The organism is Homoserinimonas sp. (assembly GCF_056262345.1).
On sequence record NZ_JBACFR010000253.1, the window covers coordinates 1 to 15,334 of the forward strand.

Genomic DNA, 15,334 nt, shown 5'->3' on the forward strand with positions numbered 1-15,334 from the left:
GCCCTCAAGCTCGCCGGAAGTGGCGACGTGCTCTAAGGCCCGGTCGTGCTCTAGATTTTGCCTATGGTTCTTTCTTCGCGCATCCGCAGCACCGCCGCTGTCATCGCGGCCTCTGGCCTTTTTGCACTCGTCGGCTGTGCGCCGGCGCCGGATCAGGGCGGTGACTCCGCAGGCTCCGACTACTGCGCTCGCATGGTCACCAACTCGGGAGGGCTCGAGGATCGCTCCTTCAACCAGTCGAGCTGGGAGGGCCTCGAGATGGCGGCGGAGGAGTTCGACATCGACGTCGACGCGATTGTCTCGACCAATGAGACGGACCTCGCCCCCAACGTTGAGCAGGCGGTCGGCACCGGCTGCGAGCTGATTCTCACGGTGGGCTGGGAGCTCGCGGAGGCCACGTCGACGCAGGCCGAGGCAAACCCCGACCTTCACTTCGCAATCGTGGACGAGCTGGTTGAGGGCGACAACATCAAGCCGATTGTCTTCGACACTGCGCAGGCCGCCTACCTTGCGGGTTACCTCGCCGCTGGCGTGACCAAGACCGGCATCGTCGGCACCTTCGGCGGTGGCAACCAGCCCCCCGTCACCCTTTTCATGGACGGATTCGTCGACGGAGTTGCTCAGTACAACCAGACACACGGCACCTCGGTGCGTGTTCTGGGCTGGGACAAGGCCAGCCAGGACGGCCTTTTCACCGGCGACTTCGAGAACGTAACGCTGGGAAAGACAACGACTGAGGGCCTCCTCGACCAGAACGCCGATGTCATCCTCCCCGTGGCCGGGCAGGTCGGCGAAGGCGCCGCCGCAGCGATCGCAGAACGCGGCGGCATGCTGATCTGGGTCGACAATGACGGCTACGAGACGCTGCCTGCTGAATATCAGGGCATCGTGCTGACGAGCATCCTCAAGAACACCCAGGATGCCGTGGTCGAGATCGTGCGCGCAGACCTCGACGGCGACTTCACGGCAGAGCCGTTCATCGGCACGCTCGACAACGGCGGCGTCGGGCTTGCGCCGTTCCACGACCTCGAGGCTGCTGTGCCAGCGGAGCTCGTCGCCGAACTCGAGGCGCTCAAGGCTCGGATCGTGGCGGGCGACATCGTCGTAACGTCTCCGTCAACGCCGAAATAGGGGAGCTGCGCCCCTCGATCGGGGGTGCTTTAGGGTCTGAACATTTCGTAGATATATCGCGAGCATCCCAGCTTGGTAACTGTTCAATTTCGGAACCTAAAGTGTTGTCAAGCACGTCGTAGTTTTCGGTAACGTTGTGCCCACAGTCCGGCGTCACTTGCACCGGCTTCTTTTGGAGGACATTTTGGCAATCATTTCTCGCAAGGCCGCCTTCGGCGGTCTCGCATTGATCGGCTCCAGCGCGCTCATCCTTTCTGGCTGCGCGTCTGCCCCTGAAGAGGGCGACGGCGGCAACGCCGCAGCAGTCGACTTCCTGCCCTGCATCGTTTCTGACGCCGGCGGATTCGACGACAAGTCGTTCAACCAGCTCAGCTTCGAGGGCCTCGTCAAGGCCGCCGAAGAGCTCGGCGTCGAGTACAAGGACGTTCAGTCCGACGCAGAGACCGACTACGAGCCCAACATCACGAGCCTCGTAGACCAGGGCTGCGACGCCATCGTCACCGTCGGCTTCGCGCTGTCGGCCGCGACGGTCGAGGCGGCGAAGGCCAACCCCGATGTCGAGTTCATCATCATCGACGATGCAGCAGACTCCGACTTCGATGGCAAGGCTGACGCCGACAACATCAAGCCGATCCTCTACGACACGGCTCAGGCCGCGTTCCTCGGTGGCTACGCCGCAGCAGCGATGTCGCAGACCGGCAAGGTCGGAACGTTCGGTGGAATGAACTTCCCGACCGTCTCCATCTTCATGGACGGCTTCAAGCAGGGCGTTGACTACTACAACGAGGCCAACGGCAAGGCCGTTGAGGTTCTCGGCTGGGACGGCACCGACGGAACCTTCACCGGTGGCTTCTCCGCTGGCACCGAGGCGCTCAACGCGGCTCAGGGTCTCATCGACCAGAATGTCGACGTGCTCCTGCCCGTCGGTGGTCCGATCTACCAGAGCGCAGCAGCGGCAATCCGCGACGCGAACCGTGACATCGCCCTCGTTGGTGTTGACGCCGACGTGTTCCAGACCGACCCCACCGTCGCTGACCTGCTCCTGACCTCGATCCTCAAGGCCATGGACGTCAGCACCTACGAGGCCGTGCTTGCCGCAGGTCAGGGCGACTTCGACCCGACCCCCTACGTTGGCACGCTCGAGAACGAGGGTGTTGGACTCGCCTCGTTCCACGACTGGGAGAGCAAGGTTCCCACCACGCTGCAGGCTGAGCTCGACGCTCTGAAGGCAGACATCGTCAGCGGCAAGGTGAAGGTTAACTCCTACCTCGCCAACTAGGCACACCTCCGCACAACAGTGAGGGAGGCCGGCTCTTGCCGGCCTCCCTTCTGCGTGTAGCGGCTGCTCACTTCGGTGAGAGCCGCGCAAATGAGCAGGCGCCCAGCCTGCGAATCGCTTTACCCGATCCGTAGAATCAGGAACCATGAAGCTCGAACTTCGCGGCATCACGAAGAGATTCGGTGCCCTCGTCGCCAACGACCACATCGACCTCGTGATCGAACCCGGTGAAATCCATGCCCTTCTCGGTGAGAACGGAGCGGGCAAGTCGACGCTCATGAACGTTCTGTACGGCCTCTACCAGGCCGACGAGGGTGAGATCCTGCTCGACGATGTAGTCCAGCACTTCTCAGGCCCCGGAGATGCAATGGCCGCTGGCATCGGCATGGTGCATCAACACTTCATGCTCATCCCTGTCTTCACCGTGGCCGAGAACCTCATGCTCGGCAATGAGCAGACCAAGGCGGGGGGCGTGCTCGACCTCGACAGTGCGCGCGCCAGGGTGCGCGAGCTTTCGGCGCGATTCGGCTTCGACATCGACCCCGATGCGCTGATCGAAGATCTCCCCGTCGGCGCGCAGCAGCGGGTCGAGATCATCAAGGCGCTCTCGCACGACGCCAAGGTTCTCGTATTCGACGAGCCGACGGCGGTACTGACTCCGCAAGAAACCGACGAACTGATCGCGATCATGAGGCAGCTCAAAGCGGCTGGGACCTCCATCGTCTTCATCACCCACAAGCTCCGCGAGGTTCGCGCCATCGCCGACCGCATCACGGTCATCCGCCTGGGCAAGGTCGTCGGCACCGCATCTCCGACCGCCTCCAACGTGGAGCTGGCCTCGCTCATGGTGGGCCGCGCGGTCGAACTCACGGTCGACAAGGGCACATCGCACCCCGGCGGGCCCTCGCTCGTCGTTGACGACCTTTCTGTCGTCGATGTACGCGGCAATCTGGTGGTTTCCCATGCCTCGTTCGACGTTCGCGCAGGCGAAATTCTTGTCATTGCTGGCGTGCAGGGTAACGGCCAGACGGAACTAACCGAGGCGCTCCTCGGCCTGCAGCACCGGGTTACGGGCAGCATCACCCTCGACGGTCAGGAGCTCACCGGCCGCAGCGTGCGCCGCATCCTGGATGCCGGGGTGGGCTTTGTGCCAGAGGACCGCACAGAACACGGCCTGGTCGCGGAGTTCAGCGTCGCCGAGAACCTCATGCTCGACCGCAGCACCGGTGAACCGTTCGTGAAGAACGGAAATCTGCAGCTGGGCTACCTCGCGGAGTTTGCGCGCGAGAAGGTTAAGGAGTTCGACATCCGTACGCAGGGAATCGAGACCCATGCGGGTCGTCTCTCGGGCGGTAATCAGCAGAAGGTTGTTCTGGCGCGCGAACTGAGCCGTGACCTTCGGCTCTTCGTAGCAGCCCAGCCCACCCGCGGCCTCGATGTCGGGTCGATCGAGGTCGTGCACAAGCGCATCATCGAGACGCGCGACTCCGGAATTCCCGTGATCGTGATTTCGACCGAGCTCGATGAGGTTGTTGCTCTCGCCGACCGCATTCTCGTGATGTATCGCGGCGGAATTATTGGCATCGTTCCGGGGGACACCCCGCGCGACGTTTTGGGATTGATGATGGCCGGCGAAGCGCCGACCGGAACGGGGGCCGCCGCGTGAGCGACCAGAAACCTGCTGCAACACCGCAGGAAGAGACCACAGAGCGCGCTGTGTCGGCACCGCCAGCGGAATCGCAGGAGGAGTCGAGGTGGCGCAAGGCTGGCCGCGACATCGCCGGTGGCTCCGCCATGATCTCGGTGCTTTCGGTGCTGATCGCCCTCGTGGTTGGCGCAATCATGATTGCGGCAACAGACGAGCGCGTTCAAGAGACGGCTGGCTACTTCTTCGCCCGGCCCGGTGACATGCTCAGCGCTATCTGGCAGTCGGTTTCCGGCGCCTACGGCGCGCTGTTCCAGGGGTCGATCTACAACTTCCGCCGAGAGGGCTTCGCTGCCGGCATTAAGCCGCTCACCGAAACGCTCACGTTTGCCACTCCGCTGATCGCGGCGGGGCTCGGGGTCGGCCTCGCCTTCCGCGTCGGACTGTTCAACATCGGTGCTCGTGGCCAGATGCTCATGGCCGCCGCCGCCGCCGGATGGGTGGGCTTCGGCGTTGACCTGCCCCCCGTCATTCACGTGATCGTGGCGGTCATGGCCGGCATCATCGCCGGTGCCCTCTGGGGTGGCATCGTCGGTCTGCTCAGGGCTCGAACCGGTGCACACGAGGTGATCGTCACGATCATGCTCAACTTCATCGCGCTCTACTTCGTGGCCTTCTTGCTGCGCACGCCAGGGGCGCTGCAGGCGCCGGGGTCTAACAACCCCAAGACTCCGCCCATGAAGGATTCGGCGATCCTGCCCGATCTCTTCGCCGGCTACAACCTGCACGCAGGGTTCATCGTGGTCATCGCGGCCACGGTATTTGTGTGGTGGCTGCTCAACCGGTCGAGCATGGGATTCAAGTTCCGCGCGGTCGGCGAGAACCCGAATGCTGCGCGAGTCGCTGGCATCAACGTGAACAGCGTCTACATCTCGGCGATGCTCATCGCCGGCGGTCTGGCGGGCCTGGCGGGCGTGAACCAGGTGCTGGGCACCGTGACCTCCGGCTTCAGCCAGGGAATCGACGCGGGCATCGGATTCGATGCGATCACGGTCGCTCTCCTCGGGCGTTCGACCCCGTGGGGCATCTTTGCGGCCGGTCTTCTCTTCGGCGCGTTCAAAGCCGGAGGCTTCTCGATGCAGGCCGCAGAGGGTGTGCCGATCGACATCGTGGTGGTCGTTCAGTCGCTCATCGTGCTCTTCATCGCCGCGCCCCCGCTCGTGCGGGCGATCTTCCGCCTACCCGACCCGGGAACCGGCCCTCGCCGTCCCCGCCCCATCGTCACCCAGGAGGTGGAGGCCAAGTGAGCATCGTCACCACGACAGAGCCGACAACCGAAGGCGGGACCTCAACCGCCGTCATCACAAGCTGGAAGGTCCCGGTCATCCTGGGGGTCTTCACCGTGATCGCTGGTGTGCTGTTCCTCGCCCTCAGCCGCGGGCCAGAGTCCAGCACGTTCCGACTGTCGACACCGAGCGACGCGATCCAGCTCCCCGAGATCGTGCTCCCCACGATGGCGACCTGCATTGTGATCACCCTGCTTCTGGCCGCCCTCACAGGCTTCGCGGCCTGGACCGTTGCGCAGAAACGCCGGGTGCCCCTGTGGGTGTCCGTCGTATTTGCCGTGCTGTTCTTGATCGGGTTTCTCACCTGGGCGGGCGCGGGAGCATCCCTGCCCATCTATGGCCTGTTGATTGGCACCGTGAGCCTGAGCGTTCCGCTGATCTTCGGTGCCCTCGGTGGTGTGATCTCTGAGCGCGTCGGCGTGGTGAACATCGCCATCGAAGGACAGCTGTTGGCGGGCGCATTCGCCTCGGCCGTAATCGCGTCAATCACGGGCAACCCCTATGCGGGTCTGCTGGGTGCCGCCGTGGCCGGTGTGCTCGTGTCGTTCGTTCTTGCCGCCTTCGCGATCAAATACCTCGTGGACCAGGTCATCGTCGGTGTTGTGCTCAACGTGCTTGTGACGGGCCTTACGAGCTTTCTCTTCTCGCAGGTGCTCTCGCAGGATCCGTCAGCGCTCAACAACCCGCCGCGGTTTGAGCGCATCGCCATCCCGTTCCTGAGCGAAATCCCCATCATCGGGCCCATGCTGTTCCGCCAGACGATGATTGTGTACTTCATGTACGTTGCCGTATTCCTCGTCTGGTTCTGCCTCTTCCACACCAAGTGGGGGCTGCGCCTTCGCGCGGTCGGCGAGCACCCGAAGGCTGCGGACACCGTGGGCATCAAGGTCAACAAGCTCCGCTTCTGGAACGTGTCGCTTGCGGGTGCCATCGTCGGGTTCGGCGGCGCCTACTTCACGCTCGGATCCGTTGGGGCGTTCAACAAGGAGATGACGGCGGGGCTCGGCTTTATCGCCCTCGCCGCCGTGATCTTCGGCCGGTGGGATCCCATCAAGGCGACCCTTGCCGCCCTGCTCTTTGGGTTCGCATCCAACCTGCAGAGCGTGCTCGGCATCATCGGTTCGCCCGTGCCCAGCGAGTTCATGCTCATGCTCCCGTACATCATCACGATCTTCGCAGTCGCCGGTCTCGTGGGGATCTCCCGGGCGCCAGCGGCCTCGGGAAAGCCGTACATCAAATGACCTCGGTGACACCGGAATCCATCGACTGGGAGGCTCTGCGCCTCGCGGCGACGGAGGCGATGCGCAAGGCGTATGTGCCCTACTCCAAGTTCCCCGTCGGCGCCGCGGCGTTTGCCGATGACGGCCGCATCGTCAGCGGATGCAACGTGGAGAACGCGTCGTATGGGCTCACCCTTTGCGCCGAGTGCGCGCTCGTATCCGGGTTGCACATGTCCGGTGGCGGCAAGCTCGTCGCCTTCACGTGTGTCGACGGCAACGGCGGCATTCTCATGCCGTGCGGGCGGTGCCGGCAGCTATTGTTCGAGCACTCGACCGAGGGCATGCTGCTACAGACGGTTTCGGGCGTCAAGACGATTGACGAGGTCATTCCGGATGCCTTCGGCCCCCGACAGCTTGACGAGTACGCCGGCCAGTAACGCCCTGCCGGGAGCCCCGGCATCCGAAAGCTAGGAGCACCACATGGCCATCGAGCCCTTCGACACCGTTGATCTCATCCGCACCAAGCGCGACAAGGGGGCGCTCAGTACCGAGCAGATTGACTGGCTGATCGACGCCTACACGCGCGGCTATGTGGGCGATGAGCAGATGGCCGCTATGACCATGGCGATCTTTCTGAACGGCATGGAGCGCGAGGAGATCCGCGATCTCACCCTTGCGATGATTGCCAGCGGCGAGCGGATGAACTTCGATTCGCTCTCGAAGGTCACGACCGATAAGCATTCCACCGGGGGAGTCGGCGACAAGATCACGCTGCCCCTGGCACCGCTCGTCGCCTCATTCGGAGTGGCGGTTCCTCAGCTCTCCGGTCGCGGGCTTGGCCACACCGGCGGCACTCTCGACAAGCTCGAGGCCATCCCCGGCTGGCGCGCAGACCTGAGCAATGACGAGTTCTTTGCTCAGCTCGAAGAGGTCGGTTCGGTGATTTGCGCTGCGGGCGCAGGCCTCGCTCCCGCCGACAAGAAGCTCTATGCCTTGCGCGACATCACATCGACCGTCGAGGCGATTCCCCTCATCGCGTCGTCCATCATGTCGAAGAAGATCGCCGAGGGCACGGCATCGCTCGTGCTCGACGTGAAGTTTGGCTCGGGGGCCTTCTTGAAGGATCCCGCGCGCAGCCGCGAGCTTGCGCAGACGATGGTGGCCCTCGGCAAGGATGCCGGGGTGGCGACCGTCGCTCTGCTCACGAACATGAACGTGCCGCTCGGCCTGGCCATCGGCAACGCTAACGAGGTTCGGGAGTCCGTGGAGGTGCTCGCGGGCGGCGGTCCGGCCGACGTCGTCGAGCTCACGGTCGCTCTCGCGCGCGAAATGCTCGCGTTGGCCGGTCAGCCCGATGCGGATGTCGAGGCGGCGCTCAAGGATGGGCGCGCAATGGACACCTGGAATGCCATGATCCGTGCCCAGGGTGGCGACCCGGATGCCGCGCTGCCGGTCGCCAAAGAAACCCACGTTGTCACCGCTCCGCGCTCTGGGGTTCTCGTTCAGCAGGAGGCGCTGCCGTTTGGCGTCGCCGCCTGGCGGCTCGGGGCTGGCCGCGCACGCAAGCAGGATCCCGTGCAGCACGCTGCGGGCATCGACCTGCATGCCAAGCCCGGCGACACGATTGTCGAGGGGCAGCCCCTCTTCACGCTCTCCGCGGATGAGCCCGAGCGCTTTGCCAGGGCGCTTGAAGCGCTTGAGGGCTCCTGGCGCATTGGCGACGAGGGCGACGCCATCGACGATGGCGGCCCATTGATCGCGGATCGGATCGCCTGAGTTACCGAGCACAGCAGGCTCGTTCGACACAGTTGGCCACGACGGGGATGGTGCGACCGCGTGTGGGGCCGTACGCCATCTCGGAGCTGCCTCTGAGCGGGTAGATTTGTCACATGACTACTGCGCCTGACGACCTGCTCCTCCCCAACGGTCGGGGCAACATCACCCGGCTCCCCAAGGTGTCGCTCCACGATCACCTCGACGGTGGCCTCCGCCCGCAGACGATTGTCGAGCTCGCCGACACGATCGGTCTCGGCCTGCCAGCCTCCGACGCGTCGTCGCTCGGAGCATGGTTCGCCGACAGCGCGGACTCCGGCTCGCTCGTCGACTACCTCAAGACCTTCGACGTGACGACTGCCGTCATGCAGACCACGGAAGGACTTGAGCGTGTCGCCCGCGAGTTCGTTGCCGACCTCGCCGCCGATGGTGTGATCTATGGCGAGATTCGCTGGGCTCCCGAACAGCACCTCACCCGCGGTCTGAGCCTGGACGAGGTCGTCGAGGCCGTGCAGCAGGGGCTGGATGCCGGGGTGCAGGATGCGCAGAACGGCGGCCACGACATCCGCGTTGGCCAGCTCGTTACGGCCATGCGCCACGCCGACCGCGGCCTCGAGATCGCAGAGCTGGCCGTGCGTCACCGCAACAATGGCGTGGTCGGCTTCGACTTCGCTGGTGCGGAGGCGGGGTTCCCGCCAAGCAGGGCGCGCGCCGCGTTCGACTATCTCGCCGCCCACTACTTTCCGGCAACAGTGCACGCGGGCGAGGCCGACGGCCTGGCCAGCATCCAGAGCGCCCTCGTCGACGGCCGGGCCCTCCGCCTCGGTCACGGCGTTCGTCTCGCCGAGGACATCACGATCGACAGCACCGATGACGAGGCGACCTATGTCACCCTCGGTGTGCTCTCGCAGTGGGTCAAGGACCGCGAGATTGCTCTCGAACTGAGCCCCTCGAGCAACCTGCAGACCGGCGCGATCGCCGCATGGGGCGACGACCTCGTGGACCACCCGTTCGACCTGCTGTACCAGCTCGGTTTCCGCGTCACGGTGAACACCGACAACCGCCTGATGAGCCGCACGACGCTGAGCCGCGAACTCGCGCTGCTCAGCGAGGCATTCGGTTATGACCTCGACGACCTCGAGCGTTTTCAGCTCAACGCCGCTGCTGCAGCCTTCCTCCCCGTCGAGGAGCGCCAGGAGCTTGCCGAGGCGATCTCGGCGGGCTTCGAGGAAGCCTAATGGCACTGCCCACCCTGTCGGCCGACGGTGTTGTGCTCCGCGCAGACGCCGAAGACTGGCGCGCTGCCGTTCGGCTTTCGGGTGCCGCACTCGTGGCCGCTGGGGCGACTCGCCCGGGCTATTCCGACGAGATGATCCGCATGATCGAGGAGCACGGGCCCTACGTGGTCATCGCCCCTGGGCTCGCGCTCGCTCATGCGCGCCCGGGGCCGGAGGTGCTCGCTGACGGTCTCTCTGTCGTGACGCTGGCGACTCCCGTGGTCTTCGGGCATCCGCACAACGATCCGGTCTCTGTCGTGCTTGGTCTGGCAATCCGCCACTCCGATTCTCATTTGGCATCGGTTGCGGCGATTGCCAACCTGTTCAACGACTCATCGGTAATCGGCGCACTTATGGAGGCGACCTCGGCCGAGCAGGTGCTCGACATCATGCGGTTTCCTGAGTGAGCGGCGCTTCTTCGGGGCCCGCGCCGACGCGACAGCGGGTGGCCTGCATCCATGTGCATCACGGCAACATCGCCTACCTCGACGAGGTGCTCGCGGCTCTCGACGCCGACGGCGTGCACTACGTCGATCCAGGGCTCCTGGCGCGGCTGACGCGGGACGATTCGTTTTCGGATGCCGATGGCCGATCCCGCACGGTCGAACAGTTGGCGTGGATGGCGGCCGCTGGTGCGGACGCCCTCGTTGTCACCTGCACGGCCTACGCCGCCCTCGTGCCGGCAGCGCCCGACGTTGCGATGCCGGTGCTTGTGGTCGACGAGCCACTGTTCGAGAGCATCTGCGCCTCTGCGGGGCCCCGCAGGCTGTTCTTCACGAACCCGTCAACCGTCGAGCCAACGATCGCGCGACTGCGCGACTATGCGGCCGCGAGGGGGATCGACTGCGACTTCACAGTCGAGCTGATTCCGGAGGCCTTCGAGCTCTTCGTTGCCGGGCGAGCGGCCGACCACGACGCGCTTCTGACGTCCCGCTTGGAGAGCCTCACCCGCGCAGATGCCGAAGGGTCGAGGTTTGCGATGCAGCTGTCGATGACAACGGCCGCACGCCGAGTCGCCGGGATGGCAAACCCGCTCGACAGCCTTGCGCGGGCGCTCGCCCAGACGCTGGGCCGCTAGAGCGATCCGTCGCGGGCGCGCCCGCGCGTCTGCGGAGAGCACCTACGCGACGAGAGCCCGAACTGCCTGCTCCAGCTCGTCGACGATGGTCTGAGCCGCAGCGCGACGCAGGTGAGCGGGGCCCTCGGCAACGGCCGCGTCGATATAGACCTTGAGCTTGGGCTCGGTGCCGCTGGGGCGCACGATAACCCGAGATCCACCCTGCAGGTTGATGCGCAGGATGTCGCTGGGCGCAAAGTCGTCGAGCCCGTTGGCGAAGTCGTCGATCGAGGTGACGGCGAGCGACCCCAGCACCGTCGGAGGGGTCTGCCGCAGCATGGCCATTGTGGAGCCAATCACGCTCGTATCCGTTACGCGGACCGACACCTGCGACGACGCGAATGCGCCGAACTCGGCGTCGAACCTGGCCTGATGCTCGGCCAGGCTGCTGCCCGCCGATTCAAGCTCAGAAACGAGAGCGAGAAAGTCGAGGGCGGCGGAGATGCCGTCCTTGTCGCGAACCTTGTCGGGGTCGACGAGGTAACCCAGGGCCTCCTCGTAGCCATAGGCCAGGTCGTCGACGCGGGAGACCCACTTGAAGCCCGTGAGGGTGTCGGAATAGGGCAGGTCATAGCGGGCCGCGATGAACCGAAGGGCAGGACTGCTCACAACGGATGCTGCGAGAGCACCGATCCGCCCCGTGCGAGAGAGCTTCTCGGCTGCACGCCAACCCAGCAGGGTGCCGACCTCATTGCCGGAGAGTCTGCGCCACCCGCTCGCCTCGGCAGAGTCTGGCACGGCAACGGCGAGGCGGTCAGCATCCGGGTCGTTGGCGATGATGAGCTGAGCGCCGGCCTCGGTAGCGGTGGCGTAGGCGAGATCCATGGCCCCCGGCTCCTCGGGATTGGGGAACGCCACGGTGGGAAAAGCGGGATCGGGCTGAACCTGGGCGGCAACGAGAACCGGCTCGGCAAAGCCAGCGGCGAGAAAAACGCGCCGGGCGACTTCGAGCCCAACACCGTGCATCGCCGTGTAGACGTAGCTGACGGGCGCGGCCGTCGCCGGAGCGAGCTCCACGGTGCGGCGGATGTATTCCTCGACAACCGCGTCGTCGGCGGTGGAGTACTCGGTGGAGCGCGGCAGGGAATCGAGGGTGCGCTCAGCGGCCACCTGTGAGATGTGCGCCTCGATTTCGGCGTCGGCAGGCGAGACGATCTGTGACCCGTGCGATGCCCCGCCCAAGTAGACCTTGTAGCCGTTGTCGTTCGGCGGGTTGTGGGATGCCGTGACCATGACCCCGGCGCTCACATCGAAGTGGCGAACGGCGAAAGCGAGCACGGGAGTGGGCAGCATCCGCGGCAGCAGGATGGCCTGCACCCCGGCCCCCGCCATGATTTCGGCGGTGTCCTGGGCGAAGATGCTCGAATTCTTGCGCCCGTCGTAGCCGATGACGATGGAGGGGGAGTCGAAGTGCTCGACGAGGTAGGCGGCGAGCCCCGCGGCGGCCTGGGTTACGAGAACCCGGTTCATGCGATTGGGGCCAGCGGCAAGTTCACCGCGCAGCCCCGCCGTGCCAAACACCAGGCGAGAGTCGAAGCGGGAATGCAGCTCGGCGATTGCCGACTCCGATCCCGCCGAAGCCGCATCAACGAGTGTGGTCAGCTCGGCGCGAGTCTCGGCGTCGGGGTCTTGGTCTCGCCAGGCGATCGCGGCATCGAGGAGGGCCTCGGGTGCGCCGCCGTTCACAGTGCCTCCACGATTGAGGCGAGGAGGCGGCTAATCACGGGCTCGGCGTCGCGCCCGGCCTCGATAACCTCTGCGTGGCTCAGGGGGGTCTTCTGGATTCCCGCGGCGAGGTTCGTGATGAGCGACATGCCCAGAACCTCCATGCCTGCCTGGCGGGCGGCGATCGCCTCGAGCGCCGTCGACATCCCCACAATGTCGCCACCGATGATCTTGGCCATCTGAACCTCGGCGGGCGTCTCATAGTGCGGCCCGCGGAACTGCGTGTAGACGCCCTCGTCGAGACTCGGGTCGATGCCCTTAGCGATGGCCCTGAGGCGGGACGAATACAGATCCGTCAGGTCGACAAACGTCGCGCCTTCGAGAGGGGAATCAGCCGTGAGGTTGATGTGGTCGCTAATGAGCACGGGGGTGCCGGGCTTCCACGTCTCCTTGATTCCCCCGGCACCGTTGGTGAGGATCATGATCGAGGCACCCGTGGCCGCTGCCGTGCGCACGCTGTGCACGACTCTGCGCACCCCGTGGGATTCGTAGTAGTGGGTGCGAGCGCCGATCACGAGGGCGCGCTTGCCGCTCGGCAGCAGTACGGAGCGGATGGATCCCACATGGCCTTCCAGGGCAGGCTTGCTGAACCCGGTGATCTCGGTCGCCGGGATGGTCGCGGTCGTCTCGCCGATGAGGTCGGCGGCCTTGGCCCATCCAGAACCCAGGGTCAGGGCAATGTCGTGGCGTTCGACGCCAGTCTTCTCGGCGATCTCCGACGCCGCCCGGGCCGCGATCTCGAAGGGGTCGGCCGTGGGGTCTGAGAGAGGGTGCTGTTCAACCATCCGTCCACCTTATTGTGCGCTCCGCGCGCAGAGAACAGTCGTGCTCAGGAGTGCAGAGCCCCGCGGCGCGTCGCCCCTGCCGAATTGTCGCTTCTGGGCGAAGCGGGGGAGAATGGGATGCATGGCCTACCAGTTTGAACGCACCCACCGAATCGCAATCATCGGAGGGGGGCCTGGCGGCTTCGAGGCGGCGCTCGCCGGTGCCCAAATGGGGGCAGAGGTCACGCTTGTCGAACGCGTGGGGGTGGGCGGCTCCGCCGTTCTCACTGACGTCGTACCGAGCAAGACGCTCATCGCTACGGCCGAGGCCGCCCGCGCGATCAGCGACGCAGGGGATCTCGGCGTGCAGTTCTTTTCGCGCGACGACGCCGGTCGTCCCGTTCGCCCCGAGGTCGCGGTCAATCTGCGGGCCGTCAACCAGCGGCTCCTTCGCCTCGCGCGGCAGCAGTCCGAAGACATGAAGTCGCAGCTTGTGCGTGCCGGGGTCACGATCGTTCAGGGCGACGGCCGGCTGGATGGGCCGAACAATGTCGTCGTTTCGACCGGCAAAGACAAGGCTCGCAAAGACTTCGACACGATCGAGGCCGACACCGTCGTCGTATCGGTAGGCGCACGCCCCCGCGTGCTCAGCTCGGCCATGCCCGACGGGGAGCGCATCCTCACCTGGACCCAGCTCTACAACCTCGAAACGATCCCCGAACATCTGATCGTGGTCGGCTCCGGCGTCACCGGTGCCGAGTTCGCCTCCGCCTATAACGCACTCGGTGCAGAGGTCACGCTGATCTCCAGCCGAGACCAGGTGCTCCCGGGCGAGGATGCGGATGCCGCCAGGGTGATTGAAGACGTCTTTACGCGGGCAGGCATGACGGTGATGAACAAGAGCCGCGCCGAGAGCATCGTGCGTACCGACAACGGTGTCATGGCGACTCTGACCGACGGGCGCACGGTCGAGGGCAGCCACTGCCTTATGGCGGTCGGCTCGATCCCCAACACGGCGGGAATCGGGCTCGAGGATGCCGGCGTTCAGCTCACCGACTCCGGTCACATCCGCGTCAACCGAGTGGCTCGCACCTCGATGCCGTCGATCTATGCAGCCGGTGACTGCTCTGACTTCTTCCCTCTCGCATCCGTTGCCTCCATGCAGGGCCGCACGGCGGTTTACCACGCCATGGGCGACGCCGTAAACCCGACCGAGCTTCGCAATGTGACCTCCAACATCTTCACGCAGCCGGAGATCGCATCGGTGGGCTGGACGCAGCGCCAGATCGAGGACGGGCTCGCCCAGGGTGTGATTTACAAGCTGCCGCTGGTGCAGAACCCTCGCGCCAAGATGATGGGAATCAAGCACGGTTTCGTCAAGCTCTTTGCCCGCACGGGATCGGGAACCATTATCGGTGGCGTCGTGGTGGCGCCCAGGGCATCCGACCTCATCCTGCCGATCTCCATTGCGATCGAGCAGCGGCTCACCGTGGACCAGGTGGCGAACGCGTTCGCCGTCTACCCCTCGCTCTCGAGCAGCGTCACGGACGCGGCCAGGGCGCTGCACATCGTCAACTAGCGGCAACTGGCGTCGCTCGGGCGCTCGGGCGCTCTCTCGCCCAGTCGAGGGGTCCCATATGCGGCTTCGCGCGCCCGCGGAAGACGCATTTCGCGCCCCTCGGCGGGTTCGGGCGTTAGACGATGCTGAGCAGCACGTGGCCGGAGGAGACCGTCGAGCCTACTGCCGTGTTGATGCCGGAGATCGTGCCGTCCTTGTGTGCGGAGAGCGGCTGTTCCATCTTCATGGCCTCAAGCACCAGCACGAGGTCGCCCTTGACGACCTTGTCGCCCTCGTTGACGGCGAACTTGATGATGGTCGCCTGCATGGGCGCGGTGATCGTGTCCCCGGTCGACGCCGAGACGCCGCCACCTCCGCCGCGGCGACGGGGTGCAGCGGAGAGCGTTGCCGCGCCGGCCGTCGGAACGATTCGCCCAGGGAGGCTCACCGAGACGCGCTTGCCGTCGACCTCAACAGTCACGCTGCGGCGCTCCGGTGC

The 15,334-nt window shown here is 65.4% G+C and carries 14 protein-coding genes; 11 read left to right on the forward strand and 3 right to left on the reverse strand.

Going from position 1 to position 15,334, the window contains the following annotated elements:
- The first annotated feature begins 63 nt into the window (after positions 1 to 63).
- The 10 genes from AC062T_RS11985 to AC062T_RS12030 all read left to right on the forward strand — a co-directional run bounded on the left by AC062T_RS11985 (position 64) and on the right by AC062T_RS12030 (position 10,749).
- Positions 64 to 1,131 (forward strand): BMP family lipoprotein, encoded by a 1,068-nt coding sequence (locus AC062T_RS11985; RefSeq protein WP_476030321.1) that lies wholly within the window; start codon positions 64 to 66, stop codon positions 1,129 to 1,131.
- 184 nt (positions 1,132 to 1,315) lie between these two features.
- The gene (locus tag AC062T_RS11990) at positions 1,316 to 2,410 is read left to right on the forward strand and encodes a BMP family lipoprotein (protein ID WP_476030323.1); all 1,095 of its coding nucleotides are present in this window, start codon (positions 1,316 to 1,318) and stop codon (positions 2,408 to 2,410) included.
- Positions 2,411 to 2,555: 145 nt separating this feature from the next.
- Positions 2,556 to 4,076: an ABC transporter ATP-binding protein gene (locus tag AC062T_RS11995; RefSeq protein WP_476030325.1), complete on the forward strand. Its 1,521-nt coding sequence runs from the start codon at positions 2,556 to 2,558 to the stop codon at positions 4,074 to 4,076.
- Entirely contained in the window at positions 4,073 to 5,362 is a 1,290-nt protein-coding gene (locus AC062T_RS12000; RefSeq protein ID WP_476030327.1) for an ABC transporter permease, read from the forward strand. Before AC062T_RS11995 ends, AC062T_RS12000 begins: the two co-directional genes overlap by 4 nt.
- Complete coding sequence (locus tag AC062T_RS12005; RefSeq protein ID WP_408640566.1) at positions 5,359 to 6,642, forward strand: ABC transporter permease; 1,284 nt, start codon at positions 5,359 to 5,361, stop codon at positions 6,640 to 6,642. Before AC062T_RS12000 ends, AC062T_RS12005 begins: the two co-directional genes overlap by 4 nt.
- Positions 6,639 to 7,058: a cytidine deaminase gene (locus tag AC062T_RS12010; RefSeq protein WP_108998268.1), complete on the forward strand. Its 420-nt coding sequence runs from the start codon at positions 6,639 to 6,641 to the stop codon at positions 7,056 to 7,058. Before AC062T_RS12005 ends, AC062T_RS12010 begins: the two co-directional genes overlap by 4 nt.
- A 43-nt stretch (positions 7,059 to 7,101) precedes the next feature.
- The gene (locus AC062T_RS12015; protein WP_476030330.1) at positions 7,102 to 8,397 is read left to right on the forward strand and encodes a thymidine phosphorylase; all 1,296 of its coding nucleotides are present in this window, start codon (positions 7,102 to 7,104) and stop codon (positions 8,395 to 8,397) included.
- Between the two features lie 113 nt (positions 8,398 to 8,510).
- Positions 8,511 to 9,632: an adenosine deaminase gene (locus AC062T_RS12020; RefSeq protein WP_476030332.1), complete on the forward strand. Its 1,122-nt coding sequence runs from the start codon at positions 8,511 to 8,513 to the stop codon at positions 9,630 to 9,632.
- Positions 9,632 to 10,078 carry a PTS sugar transporter subunit IIA gene (locus AC062T_RS12025; RefSeq protein ID WP_476030333.1) on the forward strand — a complete coding sequence of 149 codons (447 nt, stop codon included), beginning with the start codon at positions 9,632 to 9,634 and terminating at the stop codon, positions 10,076 to 10,078. The genes AC062T_RS12020 and AC062T_RS12025 overlap by 1 nt, the downstream gene beginning before the upstream one ends.
- Positions 10,075 to 10,749 carry a hypothetical protein gene (locus tag AC062T_RS12030; RefSeq protein ID WP_476030335.1) on the forward strand — a complete coding sequence of 225 codons (675 nt, stop codon included), beginning with the start codon at positions 10,075 to 10,077 and terminating at the stop codon, positions 10,747 to 10,749. The genes AC062T_RS12025 and AC062T_RS12030 overlap by 4 nt, the downstream gene beginning before the upstream one ends.
- Positions 10,750 to 10,791: 42 nt before the next feature.
- Here AC062T_RS12030 and AC062T_RS12035 read toward each other — a convergent pair whose 3' ends face one another.
- Positions 10,792 to 12,474 carry a phospho-sugar mutase gene (locus tag AC062T_RS12035; protein WP_476030337.1) on the reverse strand — a complete coding sequence of 561 codons (1,683 nt, stop codon included), beginning with the start codon at positions 12,472 to 12,474 and terminating at the stop codon, positions 10,792 to 10,794.
- A complete protein-coding gene (locus tag AC062T_RS12040; protein ID WP_476030339.1) occupies positions 12,471 to 13,298 on the reverse strand; it encodes a purine-nucleoside phosphorylase in 828 nt (275 codons plus the stop codon). The genes AC062T_RS12035 and AC062T_RS12040 overlap by 4 nt, the downstream gene beginning before the upstream one ends.
- A gap of 121 nt (positions 13,299 to 13,419) precedes the next feature.
- On the opposite strand from AC062T_RS12040, the gene AC062T_RS12045 reads away from it, so the two are divergent.
- Positions 13,420 to 14,856, forward strand: coding sequence for an NAD(P)H-quinone dehydrogenase (locus tag AC062T_RS12045; RefSeq protein ID WP_476030341.1), 1,437 nt, complete (start codon positions 13,420 to 13,422; stop codon positions 14,854 to 14,856).
- 115 nt (positions 14,857 to 14,971) lie between these two features.
- Here AC062T_RS12045 and AC062T_RS12050 read toward each other — a convergent pair.
- Positions 14,972 to 15,334, reverse strand: a 363-nt coding sequence (locus AC062T_RS12050; RefSeq protein WP_476030343.1) for a biotin/lipoyl-containing protein, incomplete at its 5' end; no start/stop codon positions are given.